Raw genomic sequence first — 22,004 nt, 5'->3', positions numbered from 1 at the left:
ATGATGTTTTGGACGGAAAAGAAATTGGAGGCAAGAGTAAAGGAATTAGCAACCTACCGTTATGAACAGATACAAAATCTTGAAGTGTTGGACTTTCAAGAAGATGTAGACGGAAGAGTAGGAGCAAAGCCACCACAGGGAGGCAACTGGAATACGATTCGAGTGGGCGATTTCTGGACAGGAAGAGACACGTATATTTGGTTGAGAAAACAAGTAATCATTCCTGCAAATTGGAAAGGGAAAAAGGTTGTTGGTCTGTTTAATTTTGGACGAACAGGTGGTGGACACAACTCTGGTTTTGAGTCCCTTCTTTATGTAAATGGAGAACCATTTCAAGGGGTAGATACGAATCATGAAGAAGTTTTCTTTAAAGAAGAGCATATTGGAACCAACGTTGATCTTACGTTTCGACTTTGGTCTGGCTTAGAGGGTCTAGAAGGAAGAGGAAGGGCTCCCTATGAGCACGATCACAAAATCCAACAAGCACAGCTAGCAATCTTACACGAAGCAACCGATGATCTTTATTTTACGAGTAAGGCTGTTCTTCAAACATTGACCGTATTAAGTGAGCATAGTCCTGAGCATAAGCAGCTATTACAAGCAGTCAATAAAACCTATCAATTTATCGATTGGTCATATCCAGGCTCGGATAGGTTCTATCAATCTGTAGAGGAAGCACGTACTTTCCTATCAGACGCTTTAGAACAAATCGGGAAACAGCATCCTATTGTAATTCGGACCATTGGTCATACCCATATAGATGTAGCATGGCTGTGGAGACTTAAGCATACAAGAGAAAAAGCAGCTCGTTCTTTTTCTACCGTTCTACGGTTGATGGAGATGTATCCGGAGTATATCTTTCTACAGTCCCAGCCACAGCTCTATGAATATATCAAACAAGACTATCCAGAGCTTTATGAAAAAATCAAAGCACGTATCCAGGAAGGACGGTGGGAAGCGGAAGGGGCCATGTGGCTGGAACCAGATTGTAATATCCCTGCAGGCGAGTCATTTGTCCGTCAACTCCTGCACGGGACTAGATTCTTAAAGCAAGAATTCATTGTGGACAGCAAGTATTTATGGTTACCAGATGTATTTGGGTATAGCTGGGCATTACCACAAATTTTGAAAAAGTCCGGAATAGAAACGTTTATGACGACTAAAATTAGTTGGAACCAATACAATCGTATGCCTCATGATACGTTTAAATGGAGAGGAATGGATGGGACAGAAATTTTGACTCACTTCATTACAACACCGATTCCCGGAAACAAAGGCTGGCAATATACGTATAACGGAGAGCTATTAGCGGAGACTGTACAAGGAATTTGGGATGTGTATCGAGACAAGGACTTAACCAACGAGCTACTCATCTCTTACGGATATGGAGATGGCGGCGGTGGTGTTAACCGCGAAATGCTAGAAATGCGAAGACGGTTGGATCAGATGCCGGGATTGCCACATGTAAAAACAGGAAAAGCGGGGGCATTCTTTGATCAATTACATGAGCAAATAAAATCAACGGATCACTACGTCCATACGTGGGATGGAGAGCTTTACTTAGAATATCACCGGGGAACCTATACGAGCCAAGCCTATAACAAAAAAATGAATCGGAAGCTGGAGTTAGCCTTCCGAAAAGTGGAGCTACTAGGTTCTCTAACAAGCTTAGTGAAGCAAAATTGGTCTCATTACCCAACGGAGAATCTTTTTAATGCTTGGAAAATACTATTGCGTAATCAGTTCCACGATATCATTCCAGGTTCCTCTATCCAAGAAGTGTATGAAGATAGTCGCGAGGAATTATCGGAAGCGGAATCGTTAGCCAACGAAGCGATAGAAACCATTCAGCACGAATTTATAAACAAGGAAAGCGTTTATACGATACTAAATGATGCCTCTTGGAAGCGAAAAGGGCTAGTTATGTTGCCTGAACAAAAAGGATCAGGAGTCTGGGTTGATGCATCAGGTGATGTCCTACAAGCAGCAAAAACAAAAGACGGATGGATGGTTTCCCTAGAAGATGTTCCTTCCGTTGGCGTAACAACGATTCGTTATAAGGAATCGGAAGAAACACCATCGACTAGCTCTCCATTCCATATAGGCTCATCCAGTATTCGTACACCATTTTATGACATAGAGTGGAATGAGCAAGGTCAACTATCGAAGTTATGGGATGTAAAAGCGAAACGAAGTGTTTTAAAAGAAAAGGAAACCGCTAATCAGCTCCAAGTATTTGAGGATAAACCAATGTTTTGGGATGCATGGGATATTGACGTGTTTTATCAAGAAAAGCAACGAACGGTCAACCAGCTAAATTCCGTGGAGATTATCGAAGAGAATGGGTTACGAGCTATCATTCGATTTGAATGGACCTATCTTCAATCGATCATAACCCAAGACATGATTGTATATGCAGATTCCAGACGGATTGACTTTCAAACATGTGTAGACTGGCAGGAGACGAATCAATTATTAAAAGTCGCTTTCCCAGTGGATGTTCGTTCCACCGAGGCGACCTACGATATTCAGTTTGGAAATGTAAAACGTCCAACGCATTGGAATACGAGCTGGGACTTTGCCAAGTTTGAAACCGCAGCACATCAGTGGGCAGACTTATCGGAGAAAGGCTATGGGGTTAGCTTACTAAATGATAGTAAGTATGGCTATGACATTAAAGATTATGTTATGCGGTTAACGTTACTTAAATCAGCACAATTCCCAGATCGTACGCAAGACCAAGGAAAACATACGTTCACGTATTCTTTATTGCCACACCAAGGGGATTGGATAGATGGGCAAACAGTTCAAGAAGCATGGGATTTAAACCAGCCATTGCAACCGTTAGAGGGCCAATTGCTTGATAGTCCAGCTTCACTTTTCGAGCTGTCGAAGGACCATGTCCTGATAGATGCAGTAAAAAAAGCAGAAGACAGCAATCAATTGGTTGTGAGACTGCATGAATTCACGGGAGAACGTGGAGAAGTGGAACTTCGCAGTAACTTTGCCATTAACCAGTGGCAAGAAAGTGATTTGATGGAAAAAGAAGTCGGCGAAAAACAAGCAACGGAATCCATTCGTTTTTTCATCAAGCCATATGAAATTAAAACATTTTTAATTGATTTAACGAAATAAAGAGGTGGAACTATGAATGCAGTAGGTGTTGATATTGGTGGTACAAAGGTTGCAATTGCAGTCGTAGAGACAAGCGGTAGGATTTTAAAAGAAGACGTCATTCCTACCGATAAATCGGTTGCTCCTTCTGAGATGATTGACCGGATTAATCAAAAAATAGAAGAGCTTATAAAGGAAACAAGAATGGCATTATCGGATATAAAAGGAATCGGTATTGGTTCACCAGGGCCACTAGACAGTAAAAATGGAATCATCACATACCCACCGAACTTAGAAAACTGGAGAAACGTGCCGATTGTTCAACAAGTGAAGGAGTATTTTAACATACCTGTCACGCTTGAAAATGATGCTAATGCAGCAGCCATGGCTGAAAAGTGGCTCGGTGCTGCTAAAGAGAATGAAGATTTTGCTTATATGACGATTAGTACAGGAATTGGTGCAGGAATCTTCGCAGAAGGAAAGCTTCTAGGTGGATCCCGAGGTAACGCAGGAGATATCGGCCATACCGTTGTCGATCCGTCCTATGGACAATGCCCATGTGGTCAATATGGCTGCTTGGAATATATCGCGTCGGGGACGGCGATAGCTCGTAGAGGGTCTGAATTAGCTGGAGAAGAACTCACCACGCAACAGGTATTTGAGCGCTATCATGCAGGCGACGAGGTAATAAAGCCGTATATTAATGATGTTTTTCGAATCATTGGAGTAGCCTGTGTATCGGTAATTAATACGTTAGATCCAGAAAAAATTATTATCGGCGGTGGCGTTTCTAAAGTAGGAGAACCACTATTTAAAGCAGTTAGAGATTATGTGAGTCAATATGCATTAAACCCAGATGGACGAAAAACCGAAATTGTACCAGCGCAGCTTGATCAAAATGCAGGAGTAGTTGGAGCAGCGGGACTTTGTCTGAATCAATAAGGAGGATAACCATGTACAATGAACCAATGTTTCTAAAGCCAGTCTTTCAAGAAAGAATATGGGGTGGTCAAAAGCTGAACACAGAATTTGGTTATGACATTCCTTATGCACGTACAGGAGAGGCTTGGGTCATTTCTGCCCATCCGAACGGACCAAGTGAGATTTTAAATGGGCCTTTACAAGGAAAGACGTTAAAAGAAGCGTGGGAAAACCACGGGGAGCTTTTTGGAAGGTCACAAGATCAAACGGGAGAATATCCGTTACTTATCAAAATCTTAGATGCAGCAAATGACCTTTCCGTACAGGTTCATCCAGATGATGCTTACGCGAGAGAGGTTGAAAACCAACCGTACGGAAAAACGGAATGCTGGTATGTGCTTCAAGCCGAAGAAGGAGCAGAAATTATCTTTGGTCATCATGCCTCTACAAAAGAAGAGTTTGAACAAATGGTAGCGGATGGAAGGTGGGATTCCTTACTAAGAAAAGTTCCGGTGCAAGCAGGAGACTTTATCTACGTTCCTAGTGGTACGATTCATGCCATAGGAAAAGGAATTGTTATTTTGGAGACACAGCAAAGCTCAGATATCACCTATCGTGTTTATGATTATGATCGGACTGATGGCCAAGGGAACACAAGAGAACTACATTTGGATTCTGCCATTGCTGTTTCAACGGTTCCACATAAGGAAGTAGAGGTAGAACAAGAAGTTAGCTACTTTGGTGGATTAACATCGAAGCGACTAGTAAAGGAACAGTATTTTACAGTGTATCATTGGGATTTGGACGGGGAAGCGGATATGACGATGGACGATGACTTTTTACAAGTGAGTGTTGTAGAGGGGCAAGGTTGGATTACGGTAGATGGAAAGGTGCAAGAGATACAAAAAGGAGATCATTTCATTTTGCCTAATGGCGTTCATCACTACCATCTAGCTGGACAGCTAGAATGTGTAGTTTCTCATCTATAAGGTAAAGACGCTAACATCATGATATAAAAGGGTGTCGCAATGTTGGACACCCTCTACATTCCAGGTGAACAAGAATTTAAAAAGGTTCCCATTTCAACTTCTTCGCTTCTTCAAACCGTTTCTCCACTGCTGGCCAGTTGACCACCTTCCACCAGTTGTCTACATAGTCTCCTCGCTTCGTTTTATATTGCAGGTAATAAGCGTGCTCCCATACATCTAATACGAGCAAAGGAATCGTATCCCACTGTGTAAGGTTTTGATGTTTTTCTGCAGTAAGAATTTCTAGACGGTGGGCACGAGGAGCCCATACTAAAATGGCCCAACCAACAGCTTCCACCTTTTTAGCAGCCTCTGAAAAATGCTTTTTAAATGCATCAAAGCTTCCAAAAGAACGCTTGATTTCGGCTAATAGACTGCCAGACGGTTTACCGCCACCATCCGGACTCATAATATCCCAAAAAATCGTGTGTAAATAATGCCCAGAACCGTTAAACGCTGCTTCACGTTCCCAGTGCTTAATTAAATCAAAATCACCTTTTGTTCGAGCTTCTTGCATTTTCTTCTCCGCTTTATTTAATCCGTCTACATAGCCTTGGTGATGTACATCATGGTGTAGTCTCATAATCTCCTCGGAAATGACAGGTTCTAAAGCATCATAAGGATAAGGGAGTGGAGGTAAGGTATGTCCACCAATCGGCACTCCGGATCCCACTTCTTCCTGGTGAGGTTCAGAAGATTCGTTGTTCCCAGTCATAAAGCTACTTAAGGATTGATAGATGTGAGAGGCACTTCGTTGTAGTTCTACATCTTGTAAGAAACGATTGTTCTCTTCTACTTCCTGTTTAAAGGCATAGAAATCCTTTTCCCATTTCGCTCGTTTTGTTTCATCCACATCTAGCTGATCGCGGACCGATTTCCACGTCTGTTCAATCTCAGCACACCAATTCAAAATCGATGTGCGATACGCCGACTCCATTCTATCCACAAATAATTCCCCCTATATCGGTAATCAGTAACAGGATATGTAAAAAGAAAGAAACCGGGACCAAGTGAACTGGCCTATTTTGACTTCATAGTCACCGTCCTTTTTCCATATACATGTAGGTATCCTAGAAAAAATGGAGGAATCGTCATGCGTACATACGTCATTCCTGAAATTTTGGAGTCCGAAGCTACTGGACGGATAAAAGAGGTGTATGAGGATATAAAAGAAGTATTAAAAGTACCAGTCGTGAATTTTGTGTTTCGTGCGTTAGCGCATTATCCTACTTTTTTAGAATTGGCATGGGAACAAGTGAGGCCAAATATGCTGAGTGTGAATATGGAGCAATCCGCATCTCGTTTACAGTATCCGGGTATATCCTCCGTTATTCCAATTCTTCCATGGAGCCAAACGTATCCAACTTATATCTTAGAACAAATAAGAGGTACGGTGGATATCTTTCGCTACGTGAATCCTAAGCTACTGTTAATCACGTCTGCATGGATAGAAGCCTTAAGCAATCGACCAATTAAAGGTAGTGGAAAGCAAATCGGGTATATAGAGCCAGGAATCAACCCAATGTTTCCAAGAATCGATTTACTACATCCAATCGAAGCGGATGTTCCATTGCAAGCGCTACTGTTTGATATAGCAAAAACCCATCAGGCGATGGATGTAGCAAGTGATTTTCGTGCCTTGGCACGATACCCCGCCTTTTTAAAGGAGACGTGGCACTATCTAAAGCCGTTTGTGAAAAGCAGCAATTACCCAATCTTAGAGAGTCGTTTAAAGAAAAGGGCTGTTCAAGCAGCTCATCGCCATATGCCATTTCCGGTTATCATAAATCGAAGCCAGCTGGAAGGAATCTATGAACCGAAGGATATAGCAGGAATCATGGGATTAGTGTCTTTATTTCATTCCTTTTTACCAGGCTTAATCTTAGATGTAGAATTTATCCAGCGAACAATTGTAAATTTTTAGTAAAGTTATTGGGAAAAGTCTTTTTTGTGGAGTAGGAATTGATTATCCTTAAGCTATCTAAATAGGACAAAAGGATGATTTTTCATGACAAAAATAAAGAAAAAATGGGTCAAAAAACCTTCTATTATTGACATAAATAAACTAACAATTAGACAACGCTTGATCAGAAGCTTTAGTGTCATCTTATTGCTTCTTATTACGATGGCTGGTGTTCTTTATTACAATATGAATGAAACACTTCATCAGTCCCAAGAGCTTAAACGAGAAAACCTCCCCACCTTAATTCATGCGACTTCTATTAATAATGATATGCTCCAAATAAGCAAGGATATTAATGAGCTCACAAATACGACAATGTCTGTAACCTTGAAAAAATTACAAACAGATATTCAATCTTCTCAAAAAAACATCGAAAAATCCTCATCAGCGTTAGAATCTATTGTTAAGAAAACGAATGATGAAGAGCTAGATAAACAATATGATAATTACACCAAAAAATGGACCGAATTTACCGACGGGATTTCCGAAATAATGAGCTTTGCGAATGATGGAGATTTCGCAGCCGCTAAAGAGAGAGCCTTCATTGGAAATGCGAACTTTGAGAGTGCCAACCAATCCATCCTAAAAATCATTGAGGCCAGTAATGAACAAATGGTATTGGGAACTAACCAGACCGTAGAGACTGCAGAATCTGGTCAAACCTGGATTCTTGTCATAAGCCTCATTGCCATACTGATTACCATCTTCATGGTGTACATAACCTCTAGAGTCATGACAAAGCCTTTAGCTGAACTAGCAAGCAAAATCAAAAATATTGCAAATGGAGACTTAACGATTGAACCTTTGCACTATAAAGCGAAGGATGAAATTGGTACGTTAAATGACAGCTTTAATCAAATGACAGAAAACGTACGAGCGGTCGTGAAGCAAGTCCATTTTCATGCCCATAACGTGTTAGAAACCTCTGAAAATTTATCCGTCCAATCGGAGCAAACGAAAATGGGAAGTAGTGAAGTGGCAGCAGCTGCGGATCAGGTTTCTATTTCATCAAGACACCAACAAGAAACGATGGAGCAAGTAACGGCAGGCGTTCAACAAATTTCATCCTACGTAGAGCAAGTGGTACGAAGTATGGAAATGGTAACCGAGCAATCCAATGATTCAAATCACTATGCGGTTTCGGGACAAACAGAAATGCAGGAAGTTTTGCAGCAGATGAATGTGATTGACCAACAAATGAAGCAAGTGCTAGAAAAAATGGGGTGGCTATCTAGTAAAACAACAGATATCAATCGAATGGCGGATATGATCAAAGAAATCTCCGACCAAACGAAGCTACTAGCATTAAATGCGTCTATTGAAGCGGCTAGAGCAGGGGAAGCGGGTAAAGGATTTGCCGTCGTTGCAGAAGAAGTTCGGGATCTGGCAACACGGTCCTCTGAAGCGACAAGCGATATTCAAAAAATTAGTACAGACATTCAAGTAAGTACGAAAGAAACGATGGACGTGATGAACATAACGAGTGAATCAACAGCAAAAGGAAGAAATATGATTGAACATGCCAACAACAGCTTTTATCAAATTGTCGATTCGACACAAGAAGTATTAGGACAATCTCAACAAGTCAGTCAGCATATGAAAGACGTCGGAGCACAAACGAACCAAATCCGTGAAACTATTCAAGAAGTAGAAAAGATAACGGAGCAAAATGCGAATCATGCGGAGCACGTAGCAGGGGTCTCCCAAGAAGCGAATGCGGCGATGGAGCAAGTATCCGCAGCCTCCCTACAAATGAAGGATATGAGTGAAAAGCTTATCGATTCCGTAAAAGAGTTCCGAATCGAACATTAAATAAATTGAAAGCACTCCTCTAAAAAGCTGGAGTGCTTTTTTCAATGATTGGAGACATGATATACTAGCAACAAGGTGGGATGGATATGGAACGGATTATTTTATTCGATGGAGAGTGTAATTTTTGTGATAAAAGTGTTCAATTTGTGATGAAACGCGATCCAAACGCACAGTTTAAATTCGCTTCGCTACAAAGTGAGATTGGGCAGGAATTATTAAGGAAGTATAACGCTCCGACGGATATGGATAGTTTTGTTCTAATCGAAAACAAGAGCTGCTATTTTCAATCTTCCGCAGCTCTTCGAGTATGTAAGCATTTGAAAGGTCTATGGAAGATTGCGTATTGCTTTTTAATAATCCCTAAACCGGTTAGAGACTTCTTTTACGGAATCATTGCTAAGAATAGATATAAATGGTTCGGTAAAAGAGATAGCTGTAGGATTCCATCTCCAGAGGAAAGAGAACGGTTTTTATCTTAATGAAAGTAAAAGCCCGAGAAAACAATGGATTGTCCCCTCGAGCTCCCTTCTTATTTTAAAATTTCTTCAATTATAGTTAATTCTTCTTCACTAAATCCAGCATGCTCTAATGCTTGAACATTTTCTTCAATTTGACTTACTTTACTAGCTCCTATTAAGGCAGATACGACAGATTGCTCTTGGAGCACCCACATTAGTGCCATTTGCGCTAACGATTGTCCGCGTTCGCGTGCTAGTTCGTTGAGCTTTTGTACTTTTTCAATGGCTTCCGGTGTAACATCTTTTTCGCTTAACGATTTAATATATGCTTTGGCAGCACGGGAGTCACTTGGGATGCCATCCAAGTATTTATCCGTTAAGAGTCCTTGTGCTAATGGAACAAAGGCAATACAGCCTGCGCCTTCTTTTGCCAGCAAATCGGTTAAGCCATCCTCCACCCAACGATTTAACATCGAGTAGGCCGCTTGGTGGATAATAAATGGCGTTCCTTGTTTCTTGAGAATATCGATTGCTTTTGCAGTATCCTCCACACCGTAGTTGGAAATGCCAACATAGAGTGCTTTTCCTTGTCGTACGATTAAATCAAGTGCTGCCATCGTTTCCTCTAATGGCGTTTCTGGATCGGGACGGTGATGGTAAAAAATATCTACATAGTCTATTCCCATCCGTGTTAAGCTTTGGTCCAAGCTAGAAACTAAATATTTTTTCGAACCCCAATCTCCATAAGGGCCTGGCCACATCGTAAAGCCAGCTTTTGTAGAAATGACAAGCTCATCTCGATAAGAACGAAAATCCTTTTCGAGAATATGTCCGAAGTTTTCTTCTGCAGACCCTGGTGGTGGGCCATAATTATTAGCTAAATCAAAATGTGTAATTCCTAAATCAAATGCTTTGCGTAACATGTTGCGTTGATTCTCAAAGACATCCTCGCCTCCGAAGTTATTCCAGAGTCCTAGTGAGATGGCGGGAAGCTTGAGTCCAGAGTTCCCAACACGATTATAAGACATGGAGCTGTATCGCTTTTCATTTGGTACATACATGAGAAGGCCTCCCTTTTTTTCCAAAATAAAATGCCCATGTATGTATTCTACATGAGCAAGGAAAACCCTCTAATAAATCTTACTTATATTGTCGGAATAAAATAAAAAGAAGGCCGAGCATAACAAAATCAAGACGTGCTTCAAATAAGAAATGGAAAAACCCAGCGTGAAGCACGGGAACTTTCGTAAGTAGAATCGCCACAACCATAATCACTATAAGGGCAATAACAGCGATTTTGACATAACGATTTAATAAAATACATATCCCACAAGCAATTTCTACAATAGCAACCATGAACATCGTATTTAGTGGATAAGGTAACCCAAGACTAACAAAAACGCCACCAAGATCTTCACTGATAAGTTTAAATATCCCAGAAGCCAAGAACACATACGCCACAAGATAATGAATTAGATTGGAGCTTGCAATTGCTCGTTTCATGACACATCCCCCCTTAGTACAAGGTATGAGGGGGATGGACAGACTAGAACTTCTTGTTGTGTTGCTTTAACTCTTCTGATGATATGTGGTCTAAAGGGTTGATTATATAATGTCCGGTGGTAGAAGATCCAGTCCCAAATGTTCCTTCAGGCTTCACTTCTTCTCCTTGTTCATTTGCAGCGTTCCACGCAAAGTGAAGGGTAGGTCCACTAAAATAGATGAGCTGTTGCTTTTCTTGCTTGGATATTCTGGAATATCCCTCCAAAAGCTGCTTCCAGTCGTTTGGAAGCTTGATAGCTCCATAAGTGTCTTCCGATACGTCCTGCGAAACGTGCTTTTTAATACTAGGAGTGTATGTGTGCTCGCCGTAGGAGACAGAATAGTAACTTCCACGCAGAAGATAAAGCTTGATAGACTTTATGTTGTCCGCTGGATGAATGTTATAAAGGATGAAATAGGAATCAGGGTTATTCGGATCTACTTGCCAAATTCTTGGTTCACCCGTATCTCCCTCCGATATTACATTCCATCCATTTCTCCAAACCCACAAAGCAAATCCACGCCCATTATTGTTAGTAACGAAAGGAACATATACATGTTTATCATCTAGAAATATAATATCTTGTATGGTCTTTGCTTCTGGAACCTGATTCAAGATGTCTTGCTTAGAAGGGAAGTCACCAGGGGGTCGAAAATAGTATCCTAAAGCAAGGATGATAATCCCACCAAGGATTAGTGATAATAGCAGCTTTCTACCCTTCATCTTTTATCTCCACCTTTCTCTAAAAACGATTGGTCAGAGTGGAAATAATATTGATGATCTTCTGTTTGAATCAATAAACCATTGCCATCCTTATGTACATAAATGACAGTTTCTATGTTGCTTCCGAATCGTGGTTGTGCTTGCATTAGTTGGTATGGAAACAATTCTTGCTGTCCCTCCGTCGATTTGTGATACCAGGTTATACTATCCACCTCTTTCATTTCAAGAGAAGCCAGCATTTTTTGTAGGGTAGAAGTTTGAAGCGTAACGGGAGGTGCCTCATCCACTAATCGAATCACTTTACTAGATTCGATATTTGCTAAATACGTAGAGACACTATCTTTTGGGTAAATGAGATCGTGTAGGAAGGACGCTCCTAGCATAACGGCGATAGAGATAAAACTGGTGAGAAAGCCGAGCCAAGTAAATGTTCGATAGGTCTCCCATCTGTTGCTTCGCCTCCAAAGAAAATAAAGAATCCAAGCTCCTAACGGTAAAATGGGAAGCCTAATGATTACATCTTGAACAGGAATATCGATAGAAAGGACGAATAAGCCTACGATGACGGCAAGGATGGCAACCCAGATTTTAGTGGCTTCCTTTCGCTTTTTATAGATTCTAATAAATAGAAACGCAACAAGTGCAAATTCTAAAAGATACATAGATATATGTGGAATGGAGTACTCTAAGTCAAACCAAAAATCCATAACGACATCCTTTCTTTTCCAGTACTCATTTTAACAGAGATGGGAAAAGAATTGGATAAAAATAAGCATGTGATGAGGAAATCACATGCTTATCCTTTAATATCCGACTTCAACGGATGCAATAACGATATACATTAAATCGTTTTTGTCCTCTTTATCCTCTAACAAGATTCCACTTGACGTTGCCATCCCACCATCTTGTACTTGAATAGTTACTGTTCCATAAGGGATTTCCTTGCGTATTGCCTCTTCATCTAATAACTCTTTATCTGCTGGAATCGCCAGCTTTACATTTACGTGCATATTGTTTAAGTCTTGATCTGGTAAAATCTTTTTTATGCCAGGCATGGAGTTGAAATGAATCGCGTTATGGACTGCTCGAACCGCAGCTTTTGTTACATTTTGACCGTGCACATCTGTTCCCATTCCTGTTTCAATAAATACGATTTCTTTCATTAAGGTCACTCCTTTTATGTATGAGCTACTTGCATTATACACTTGTATTAGGGAAGTTCCAAAGTGTTTGGTAAACTAGAGGAAATAGAATGTAATGCGAGGGACGATACATGAAGATAACGATCATTGCAGTAGGGAAACTAAAAGAGAAATATTTAAAGCAGGGAATTCAAGAATATGTGAAGCGACTTGGTGCTTATGCCAATATCGATATAATCGAACTGCCTGATGAAAAGGCGCCAGAAAATATGAGTGATGCGGAAGCGGAAGAAGTAAAGCGAAAAGAAGGAGACCGAATCCTCTCCAAAATCTCGACAGACACCTACATTATTTCCCTGGAAATAATGGGGGAAATGTTGACCTCTGAAGAATTAGCTCGAAAAATGGACAACCTTGCCACACACGGAAAGAGTAAGATTGCGTTTGTGATTGGTGGATCGCTAGGCTTGAGTAAGGAAGTAACGGATCGAAGTGATTTTGCGCTGTCGTTTTCTAAGATGACATTTCCGCATCAACTGATGAGGCTGGTGTTGGTGGAGCAGGTTTATCGGGCGTTTCGGATTAATCGGGGGGAACCTTACCATAAATAAGTAGCGGATTGGCTTAAAATATAAACCCTTTATGATTAAAGGGATACGTTTATTATATAATTTATTTTCTCGTATAATATGTTTAATAAATGAAGGAATCGAATTACTCGATTCTTCTTCAGGCATATGGGCAATGAATGAAAAGTGAATATGTTTTAGACTCTTTTTCTCAGCCTCTATTTTTTCAATGGAGGCTACAAGTAATTCCCTGAATTGCATAGGCTCAAGGTATGTTGATAAATCAAGGAACTCTTGAAGCTGTTGGCGAATGAGTTCGGGTGTAACTTGTTTAATGGATGTAGAATTTTTTGGTTGTTTTTCTATTAGGGTGAAAATCTTATTTTGTATTTCATTTATTTCAGTACGGATTCCATTTATTCTCGCTATTGCTTCTTCTTCGGTGTAGATACCAGATCCTGTTTCTACTGAATCTTGAATTCTTTTTTTATTTGCTTCTAGTTTCGTTAATTGATTTTGTAGTATTTTTACTTCTTTTGACTGTTCAGCATACTTAGGATGCTTTTCCAATTGTTTGTTCATTCGTTCGGTAATGTCTTTTATGACTGAATCAGACTGTAATGATTTAGTTAGTCTATCAAAGACAGCTTTTTCTAGCCAGGCGGCATCAATGGTGTTTGGATTACAAACGGATCTACCCTTATTATGATACTGTCCACAAACATAGTATCGTTTTTTGGTTCCATCCTTTCGTTTTGAACCATATTGACTTGTCATGTAGGAACCACATTCCGGACATTTGGCAAGGCTTGTTAATGGGAACGATCCAGAGTATTGTCTCGGTGTACCAGTGCGACGTTTTTCTCTTAGTTCGGCAGCCTTATCCCATGTTTCCTCATCAATGATGCGTTCATGAATCCCTTTTGTTAAAATATAATCTGGGTTTTTCCCTTTTCTTCTATTCGTTTCCCAACCTATCACTTGGTTGTAGCGGGTGTATCCTTTATATGCAGGATTATCAAGGATAGTAGATACAGATACAATGGAAAATGTTTTCCCCTTTTTTGTCCGTTTCCCAATTTCGTTAAGGTGATTGGATATTTTCTTTGTACCCCAACCTTCACGGACATACTTATCAAAGATTAACTTTATTGTTTCAGCTTCTTCTTCATTAATGATCAATTCTTTGCTGACTGTATCGTAACCTAGTAATTGTCCTCCATTCCATTTACCCTCTCTTGCACGTTGTGACATTCCAAATTGGACATTTTCTGCAACATCTTCTCTTTGGTACTGTGCCACCGAGACCAATATGTTAAACTGTAAATTTCCATGCGGCGTACCGTATTCTCCCTCTTTAATACTTATAAATTTAACTTTTTCTTTATGGATCTCTTCCACGATTTTTAAGGAATCAGATAGTGAACGGCTCAATCTACTAACTTTATAAGTTATAATTGCATCTATATTCCCTTCGGCTACATCCCTCATCATCCGATTTAAAGCAGGTCGATCCTTAGTGTTTTTACCACTAATACCCCCATCAACATAGCTTTCAATTAGAATATCTTGTCCAAACTTGCGGTGTGCTTCTTTAGTTCCTTCTTCTAATTGAGCATCTAATGAAAATCCGTTTTCTACCTGTTTATAGGTTGAAACTCTTATGTAAATTCCGACAACTTTTTTAGGCTTCATTTTTTGCTCCCTCCTTTTTTAGTTGTTTCTTAAACGCAATCCCCTTTTTTAATTCTTTCAGCATGATCTTTACGTTCGAGTTGAGCAAGAACTTCCAATATCTTGAATTCTCGGTTTAATTTAAGAGGAGTGTACTCTCCTTCAATTATACTGATAAAGCGGACATTTGAGTAGTGAATTTCTTTTACTACTTTTAATGCGTGTGAAAATGTATTACTAATCCTACTGACACAATAGGTGATAACTGCATCTAGTTTACACTGTTTTACATCTTTCAACATCTGGTTTCTTTCAGTGTTACATTTCGGCCCAAAGCCTTCATCTACATAGAATTTTATGTCAATGTCTTGTCCAAACAATTCCTTCGCAACTCGTATGCCTATTTTTTGTTCCATCCCTTGTCCAAATTGTGCTTTTTGTCCAGATGATACACGAGTATATAATCCAATTACTTTTCTGTTGTTTTTCATAATTATGCTCCTTTTTTCTTTAATTGATTATCTGACTTACGTTGGATTGCTTCTAGTAAATAAAAAGCAATTGTATCGAGATTATCTGAAATATTTTCGTTTGCCTTTTGAATATCTTCATTTTTTCCGATTAGGGAATCGCTTTTTGTAGATTTTTCCATAGGGGTATGCCTCCAATTTGTTGTAGTTTCTTTGGTTGTGAACTGTGAGGTTTTTTGGGCAGGAATTTAAAACAAAGGGTGAGTTGTAAGTATAAGGATGAAGGGTGAATGATGAGTTCAAGGTTTTTCTGAAGGAGCAATAGTTAGAAGATAAATATGGAGTGTAGATGTTTGTGGGTGGTGTAGTTGCTTTTTTTTAAAACTACATCTCTAGCATATCATGGAAAATTGCCCCTGAGTTGACAAATTGTCAAGACTCTTCACGGTACCGTAATTAATCCAAATATAAGCTAGAACAAGGTAGGACATTAAAAAGTATTACGAAGATTGCATACAAGATATGATATTCGTATCGACAAGCCAATCAAATGAAAGAATTACTATGTTGAACCTTCCCTCATTTTGGGGAGGTGGTAAGACAAATAAATATAATCGGATTGGGAACAAAAATATATAGTTAACCCCCTGATACATAAGGGTTTTCTGTTTCCCAAGGTTAACCAAGGAGGAACCAAAATGATCCATACGTTTAAAATGCTATTTTTACTTCACTATGAGGAAGTACAAGATTTACAAAGGAGACTAAATATCAAATATACACAGGTTAACGAATGCTTTGAAGGGATGTTTCCGGGAGTTACAATGAGTATTTCTAATTCAGGAAATGGACAATGGAAGTTGTATATGGTTGTGGATGCAATAGAACTATTAGGAAACCCCGACATTACTGAAGACGACTATATATCACTAGAGAAAGAAATAAGATATATACTTTGGCATGTTGTTGGACATTCTAGCCATTACAGTAACCATACTTTACTTCGAATTGACTTCAGATATGATGTTTTGATCAAAGACAAGAATCATCGTATGTTGTTGGTAGATTTGTATAAAAAACTAACAAAGTCATATAAATTCCAGAAGAAATATTTAGGAAAGATAGAACATGGTGTGTTTGTGCCATATAAAACCACAGTTTATCATTCATCGAAGTCGGTTGAAAGTATAGTCTATCTCAAGGAAGAGGAAAGGATTGATAAAGGAGAAAGAATAGAAAGTTATGAAAAAGATATTGTTCGTTTTGAGGTACATGTAATGGAGAACCATTCCTATTATATGGAGAAGAAAAGTATAAATGTTCAACGCCCGAGAAAACTTGGAGAATATATGAAAGATGTGGTTTATAAAGAGTATTTCCGAAAATATATGTCGCAAATCTACCATCCTGGAGATTTCTACAAGATCGACGAAGTAAGAAAAAAGCTGAAACATTCCTCTTTATCCAATCAAAACAAATTAAAGCTAATTGATTTCCTCAAGCAAATTAGCAGCCACAACGTTAATACCCCCTTGAAGAATAAAAAGATGTCAAAAGGTACTTACAATAGTCGCTTGGCATTACTCAGTGAAGTAGGCATTAATACAATATTGATACCGAAGAATTACCCAAAGGCCCCCTCTCTTCTGAAAAACCCTCTGAATGACTTTCCATGGTAATTTGTAATAGTAGCATTTTTAGGAATGATTTTAAATTCTACATCAATACTGGAAAGGGATGAAATTTATATTACATTTCATCCCTAGCAGCTTTCCTCTTTAAAAGAGAGTATCACGAAGATCATTTACTCATCTTGACTTTTATCTTTTAAAGGTAGGATTTTACCGTCAGGATATTCTTTCACCAATTGTCCATCCTTTTCGTATATAATGTATGTTCCATTTTTCTTGGCTTCCATCCTAGCCACATTTCCAGTCTGCTTTATATATTTATCCATCCATGCGAATTTACGATCTGGATTGTTTATTTTTTCCGTTTTAAGTGTTTTAGATGAATCATTATTATTATCTGTCACGTATATCCTCCTCTTTGTTTTAATTCTACTCTTTAGAATTTTCTAATCAACCTAAACATAGAAACATGAAAAATATCAATCATTTTCCCACCTTCTTTCTTAGGCTAGATGTATGTCATAATGTTACTATTCTTTATTTTTGACGCCGACCGTATAGTTCCCTGTAAAAGATCATATAGTTATATCCAGCTCTTCCAGCGAATATATTCATTTTTTGTCATCCTACACAATCACTCTTGATAATTAAACTTGTAATATAAATAGATAAGTCATCGTGCAATCTCATAAGAGCTTTCCTTGAAACGAAAATGCCATACAAGGACATAGACCAAGTCCAAAAGATTCATTCCAGTATGAATTTACAATTCAATAAGCACTCTCCAGATGTTGCGATAAAGGTAGGTGAAAAGTGGTTTAGTATCACTCTTTCTCTCTATCTATCCCTGGAATTTTCCAATGGGGTTGAGTGTAGTAAATCTAAAGAGAAAACCACCCAAAAGGCTCGAACAAAGCAGAAGGGTGGTTTTTGGATGACCTGAATAAATTAACGTCCCTTTATTTGCTCATCTACCTGTATAAGTATGTTAGATTATCTCCTTATATAGACAGTTGAGTAAAGTTTATTAACTGAATATTATAACAACTATAGTTTTTCTTTTGACTATAAGAAATGGTATAAAAGAGCCTCTTACCGCACATAATAATAAGTTGTTGATAGAGACCGCCTTCACGGGAAATGCTATGTTTTGAAACAGTCAATACATCACGAAGGAGAGATCATGAAAATGAGTCCAGAGGAAATAACTGAAGTTTTTGTAGAATTAGTTGAGCATTATCGTAAAAAGAAAGGTATTAGCCAAAACAAATTAGCAACTGAAGCGGGAGTGACAGGGGGGCTACTTTCAAGGTTGAAAAATGGAACAAGAAAGACACCAACTTTGGATAAGGTTTGGAATATAGCAAAAGTGTTGGATATGCCTTTATATCAACTGGTTACTAAATTACAATCTAAAGAAAAGGAATTGGCAAAATGAGTATAGGAGGTAGAAAAGAGGAAGTCATTTTAACGCTTTATTTGAAAAAGAATAAAAAGGTGATAGAAGAGCTAATTGGAATTTCTATTGAGGGGATAAAAATTGAAGAAAGTGTTGGAAAAAAGCGAATAGATCTTTATGCGATTAATTCTGAAAGAAGAATCGAAATATTCATTGAAAATCAAGTAGGGCCTTCAGATAGTTACAATCATCAAATGGATAAGGTAACTCCATTAATCAACAATATCTCCGAGGGATATGTACTTTGGATTGCGGAAAAGTTCCAACAGAAACACATTGATGGAATAAAGCAATTACTTCAAGATAGCCCACATAAGTATATAAATTTTTATGCCATAGAGCTTCAACCAGATGTGAAAAAACGCATTGCGTCTTTGAATACTTGCTATCCATTAGATATCTGGGATAAACTGGATTCCATTAATGAAATTGAGGAAAAGTTGAAGGTGGTTGATGACTACTTATGGATGCCTGATACACATCTTGGTAGGACCTATGTTGGGGGAAATAGTTTTGATTTCGAAAGTGATTATGATATTAAAAAATACCTTATGGAAACATTTTGTCGTAAAGTACCAAATTTTTTAAGTTTTCACTACAGTAAAAAAGATTTGAAATATAGTAAACAATTAACATTTGGAGCAGGAATAGGAAATATAACATACTTTTGCTCAATACCGAGTAAGAAACGAAAGGCTGTTGTTATAGGAATTCGTTTTGAACGATGTTTATCAAGTGCATACCAGCACTTTTGTGAAAAGGAAGAACTTCTAAGGAAGAGTATTAGTCCCACTATTTACTTTAGAGATGATAAAAGAACAATTAACTATAGCATAGAGTCAGATGGATACAACATTCCTGTTATAGCCGGTCAACTCGCTGAGGTGTTTGAAAAATTTATTTTTTTCTTTTCACCATATATTTACGGAGGAAAAATAAAAGACATTAGTCAAGCTAAAGATACTAAAGATAGAGGTTAACAGGAAATTATGCACTAATGATAATAAAGGACCCACCCTGATTTATCAGGGTGGGTGTTTTGAAACCTCTTGACAAAATCAAATAAACATTGACTCACGAGATCTTTTTGGCGGAGATGAGGAAATTGTGTTGAACATAACTCTGTGAACTGATTATAAATGTTTGCATTGACTTGGAATGATTTGGTTACTGTGCTGCATGTAGGGTCATATACTTCAGAGTCCAAAATCAACTGAATTTGCTGTATCACCAATAGTTTTTTCAGTTCATCTAAATGTTCTTCAAGGAAACTCAACGTTTCGTTAGTTTTATCAGCTTTATTTGTAGCTAATTATAGATATTGTTCATATTCCTCTAAGCTCAGTAGTTTCTCATATTTCTTGCTAGTTTGGTTGTATTGGTAACTACCACTCTCTCGCATAATTTTTGTGAAGGCTGAGTATGGAATTCCTACCTTCTTACTTACGTTCCTCAAATGGTCCTTCTCCTCTTTTTCTAGCATTTTGTTCACAGTCTTTAGCCTTTCGTTAATCGATAAACTCATGAATTCGTCTGGACTCATTTACATCACTCCTTTAGTTTTTTATGACTTTTTCTTTATATCTCTATAGTAGATTCATAGAAAAGAAATATTCCATATTTACATTTTGATAGTTATGGAGAGTGACTTACTTGCTTATAATAAGAGGTTAACCAAAACAGAAGGTACTGGGCACATACCAGTAATAAAAATAGGAGGAGAAAGAAATGAGCAATAAAGGAATGGATAGGATTAATACTGCAATTGGGGATTTTGGGGGACTTTTGCGAGATTACCGTTTAGAACACCATCTTTCATTACAGGATTTGTCTGAAATCGTTGGTTACTCACCATCCTATATTTGGCGAATAGAAAAAAACAAAAGATTTCCCGAATTAGAAACAAGGATGAAAATTTTAATATCATTGTGGTCAATGGAGGATATCTATATGTATTTGCAGGAGATTGTGTCAAAGGAGAGTAATGCTGGTTAATTGGGAATAATAAATAAAAGACTACTGTAAAATAGCTTCTTAAAGGCTGCAGTAGCCTTTTTTGTTTAGCTGAATTATGAAAAATATATGGTAAATAGGAATAGACTATACATTACTTTGATTATTTAATACAATCCTATCCTATCAGAATTTACATTTGCGAGAACCGTTGATAAGGCTTTCTCATTGAAGAAAATAGTTCGATATATTCTAACTTTATAAATGAACTTGGAGTGGATATACGCTGATTCTTTTGTCCACTGATGGGAAGGAGATAGATTGTTACTATTTTGAAATCAAAAAAGTCTATACTTTCGTATAGACTTCTTTATTTTTGATTGAATTATAATAAACTGCCTTCATTTCATCAGCCACTGCCTTGATCATAGGAACAGCTACGGAATTTCCAAATTGTCTATACATTTGTGTTCTGGAAACAGGTACTTTAAAGTCATCAGGAAATCCCATTAATCTTTTACACTCTAATTCTGAGAAAAGCCTAATCCCAGTACTTCCGCCTTTAACAAAAGTTCCTGTTAAACGTTGGATTTTATGATAAGATGCAACTAGGGTTTTTACTTGAATTTTAGAATGATTATCAACAATTTGCGGTTTCCCATCATCTTTCTTAAACAAATAACTTTTTTGAAGATGTTCAGAGATGGAATAACCTTCAGGATTGTTTTCTAAAATTTCACAAATATTTTTTCGGAAATCAGGGTTCCCTTGTGGGAATTTAAAATCTTTAATTTTTAAATCATTTCTAAAACCAATAATAATAACACGTTTTCTAATTTGGGGTAACCCAAAGTTTTGTGCATCAAGGACCTCATAAAAAACGTTATAACCCAAATCTTCTAGGGATTTAATAATCAAATTAAATGCTTCCCCATTTTGGATAGTCAGCAGACCTTGTACATTCTCCAACAGGAACATTTTGGGCATGTGGTGGGACATTATCCTCAGAACATCAAAAAAAAGGTTACCTTGTGTTTCGTGCTTAAAACCTTCCCTTTTCCCAATCATTGAAAATGGTTGGCAAGGAAAACCTGCTAGTAAGACATCGTGTTCAGGGATATCTTCTACTTTAATCTGAGTTATATCTCCATGAGGTCTTTCCCCATAGTTAGCTTCATAAGTCTTCTGAGCAAATTTATCCCATTCTGAACTAAAAACTCCAGTGGTATTTTTATCTTCAAATCCTATTCTTATACCACCTATACCTGCAAATAAATCTATAAATCTTAGTTTATCATTCATCTCTAATTCCTCTTTATTAGAATTCTCTATTGCATTTGCTAATAAGTAAACACACTTTTTACTAAAACTGGAACAGTTATTTATTTCTAATTTTCCTATTTTCTCATAAAGTTCTAGGGGCAAATATACATTCGCTGCTATTTTTCTTGTTTTTTTTGATTTTCTCCCAGCACCTTCTCTGAATCCGCCTCTCATTTTTCATTCTCCTTTATAAGAACCCTAGTCCTATAACTATACATGTT

The 22,004-nt window shown here is 38.0% G+C and carries 22 protein-coding genes and 1 pseudogene; 11 read left to right on the top strand and 12 right to left on the bottom strand.

The window, feature by feature from the left end:
• Positions 1–3: 3 nt before the first annotated feature.
• From FN924_RS18575 to manA, 3 genes are read left to right on the top strand one after another with little or no spacing between them, the layout of a single operon-like run.
• Positions 4–3,135, top strand: a complete 3,132-nt coding sequence (locus FN924_RS18575; protein WP_143897027.1) for an alpha-mannosidase — start codon at positions 4–6, stop codon at positions 3,133–3,135.
• Positions 3,136–3,147: 12 nt separating this feature from the next.
• Complete coding sequence (locus tag FN924_RS18570) at positions 3,148–4,056, top strand: ROK family protein (RefSeq protein ID WP_143897026.1); 909 nt, start codon at positions 3,148–3,150, stop codon at positions 4,054–4,056.
• Between the two features lie 11 nt (positions 4,057–4,067).
• A complete protein-coding gene (manA, locus tag FN924_RS18565; RefSeq protein ID WP_143897025.1) occupies positions 4,068–5,024 on the top strand; it encodes a mannose-6-phosphate isomerase, class I in 957 nt (318 codons plus the stop codon).
• A 76-nt stretch (positions 5,025–5,100) separates the two neighbouring features.
• Here the strand turns inward: manA and FN924_RS18560 are convergent, their stop codons facing one another.
• Positions 5,101–6,009 (bottom strand): superoxide dismutase, encoded by a 909-nt coding sequence (locus FN924_RS18560; RefSeq protein WP_407691999.1) that lies wholly within the window; start codon positions 6,007–6,009, stop codon positions 5,101–5,103.
• A 147-nt stretch (positions 6,010–6,156) separates the two neighbouring features.
• Between FN924_RS18560 and FN924_RS18555 the strand changes: the two genes are divergently transcribed.
• From FN924_RS18555 to FN924_RS18545, 3 genes are all read left to right on the top strand, one after another.
• Positions 6,157–6,987, top strand: a complete 831-nt coding sequence (locus FN924_RS18555) for a halocarboxylic acid dehydrogenase DehI family protein (RefSeq protein WP_143897024.1) — start codon at positions 6,157–6,159, stop codon at positions 6,985–6,987.
• A gap of 84 nt (positions 6,988–7,071) precedes the next feature.
• Positions 7,072–8,838, top strand: coding sequence for a methyl-accepting chemotaxis protein (locus FN924_RS18550; RefSeq protein ID WP_143897023.1), 1,767 nt, complete (start codon positions 7,072–7,074; stop codon positions 8,836–8,838).
• Positions 8,839–8,924: 86 nt separating this feature from the next.
• The gene (locus FN924_RS18545) at positions 8,925–9,317 is read left to right on the top strand and encodes a thiol-disulfide oxidoreductase DCC family protein (RefSeq protein ID WP_143897022.1); all 393 of its coding nucleotides are present in this window, start codon (positions 8,925–8,927) and stop codon (positions 9,315–9,317) included.
• A gap of 50 nt (positions 9,318–9,367) precedes the next feature.
• Here the strand turns inward: FN924_RS18545 and mgrA are convergent, their stop codons facing one another.
• The 5 genes from mgrA to FN924_RS18520 form a co-directional block, all read right to left on the bottom strand.
• A complete protein-coding gene (mgrA, locus tag FN924_RS18540) occupies positions 9,368–10,357 on the bottom strand; it encodes an L-glyceraldehyde 3-phosphate reductase (RefSeq protein ID WP_143897021.1) in 990 nt (329 codons plus the stop codon).
• A gap of 79 nt (positions 10,358–10,436) precedes the next feature.
• Complete coding sequence (locus FN924_RS18535) at positions 10,437–10,799, bottom strand: DoxX family protein (RefSeq protein ID WP_143897020.1); 363 nt, start codon at positions 10,797–10,799, stop codon at positions 10,437–10,439.
• Between the two features lie 43 nt (positions 10,800–10,842).
• The gene (locus FN924_RS18530; RefSeq protein WP_143897019.1) at positions 10,843–11,562 is read right to left on the bottom strand and encodes a hypothetical protein; all 720 of its coding nucleotides are present in this window, start codon (positions 11,560–11,562) and stop codon (positions 10,843–10,845) included.
• Positions 11,559–12,269 (bottom strand): hypothetical protein, encoded by a 711-nt coding sequence (locus tag FN924_RS18525; RefSeq protein ID WP_143897018.1) that lies wholly within the window; start codon positions 12,267–12,269, stop codon positions 11,559–11,561. The genes FN924_RS18530 and FN924_RS18525 overlap by 4 nt, the downstream gene beginning before the upstream one ends.
• A gap of 96 nt (positions 12,270–12,365) precedes the next feature.
• Entirely contained in the window at positions 12,366–12,725 is a 360-nt protein-coding gene (locus FN924_RS18520) for a Lin0512 family protein (RefSeq protein WP_143897017.1), read from the bottom strand.
• A gap of 110 nt (positions 12,726–12,835) precedes the next feature.
• On the opposite strand from FN924_RS18520, the gene rlmH reads away from it, so the two are divergent.
• Complete coding sequence (rlmH, locus tag FN924_RS19505; RefSeq protein ID WP_143897016.1) at positions 12,836–13,315, top strand: 23S rRNA (pseudouridine(1915)-N(3))-methyltransferase RlmH; 480 nt, start codon at positions 12,836–12,838, stop codon at positions 13,313–13,315.
• Between the two features lie 600 nt (positions 13,316–13,915).
• Here the strand turns inward: rlmH and FN924_RS19500 are convergent.
• The 3 genes and pseudogenes from FN924_RS19500 to FN924_RS19025 all read right to left on the bottom strand — a co-directional run.
• A pseudogene (locus tag FN924_RS19500) lies at positions 13,916–14,968 on the bottom strand (recombinase family protein); the annotation flags it as partial.
• Positions 14,969–14,997: 29 nt separating this feature from the next.
• Complete coding sequence (locus FN924_RS18505) at positions 14,998–15,438, bottom strand: recombinase family protein (protein ID WP_143897014.1); 441 nt, start codon at positions 15,436–15,438, stop codon at positions 14,998–15,000.
• 2 nt (positions 15,439–15,440) lie between these two features.
• Complete coding sequence (locus FN924_RS19025) at positions 15,441–15,599, bottom strand: hypothetical protein (protein WP_158634068.1); 159 nt, start codon at positions 15,597–15,599, stop codon at positions 15,441–15,443.
• A 516-nt stretch (positions 15,600–16,115) separates the two neighbouring features.
• On the opposite strand from FN924_RS19025, the gene FN924_RS18500 reads away from it, so the two are divergent.
• On the top strand, positions 16,116–17,096 hold the full coding sequence (locus tag FN924_RS18500; protein WP_143897013.1) for a hypothetical protein: 981 nt from the start codon (positions 16,116–16,118) through the stop codon (positions 17,094–17,096).
• Between the two features lie 125 nt (positions 17,097–17,221).
• Here FN924_RS18500 and FN924_RS18495 read toward each other — a convergent pair whose 3' ends face one another.
• Complete coding sequence (locus FN924_RS18495) at positions 17,222–17,452, bottom strand: hypothetical protein (protein WP_143897012.1); 231 nt, start codon at positions 17,450–17,452, stop codon at positions 17,222–17,224.
• A 785-nt stretch (positions 17,453–18,237) separates the two neighbouring features.
• Between FN924_RS18495 and FN924_RS18490 the strand changes: the two genes are divergently transcribed.
• Positions 18,238–18,486: a helix-turn-helix domain-containing protein gene (locus FN924_RS18490; RefSeq protein ID WP_143897011.1), complete on the top strand. Its 249-nt coding sequence runs from the start codon at positions 18,238–18,240 to the stop codon at positions 18,484–18,486.
• Entirely contained in the window at positions 18,483–19,487 is a 1,005-nt protein-coding gene (locus tag FN924_RS18485; RefSeq protein ID WP_143897010.1) for a hypothetical protein, read from the top strand. Before FN924_RS18490 ends, FN924_RS18485 begins: the two co-directional genes overlap by 4 nt.
• A 332-nt stretch (positions 19,488–19,819) precedes the next feature.
• On the opposite strand, the gene FN924_RS19495 is transcribed toward FN924_RS18485, so the two are convergent.
• Positions 19,820–20,050 carry a hypothetical protein gene (locus FN924_RS19495; RefSeq protein WP_228409515.1) on the bottom strand — a complete coding sequence of 77 codons (231 nt, stop codon included), beginning with the start codon at positions 20,048–20,050 and terminating at the stop codon, positions 19,820–19,822.
• 185 nt (positions 20,051–20,235) lie between these two features.
• Between FN924_RS19495 and FN924_RS18475 the strand changes: the two genes are divergently transcribed.
• Positions 20,236–20,502: a helix-turn-helix domain-containing protein gene (locus FN924_RS18475; protein ID WP_143897009.1), complete on the top strand. Its 267-nt coding sequence runs from the start codon at positions 20,236–20,238 to the stop codon at positions 20,500–20,502.
• Positions 20,503–20,808: 306 nt separating this feature from the next.
• On the opposite strand, the gene FN924_RS18470 is transcribed toward FN924_RS18475, so the two are convergent.
• Positions 20,809–21,957, bottom strand: a complete 1,149-nt coding sequence (locus FN924_RS18470) for a DNA cytosine methyltransferase (protein ID WP_143897008.1) — start codon at positions 21,955–21,957, stop codon at positions 20,809–20,811.
• Positions 21,958–22,004: the final 47 nt, after the last annotated feature.

The organism is Radiobacillus deserti, from assembly GCF_007301515.1.
GTDB lineage: Bacteria > Bacillota > Bacilli > Bacillales > Amphibacillaceae > Radiobacillus > Radiobacillus deserti.
The sequence above is the reverse complement of the archived record's forward strand: the minus strand, read 5'-3'. Positions and strand labels throughout refer to the sequence as shown.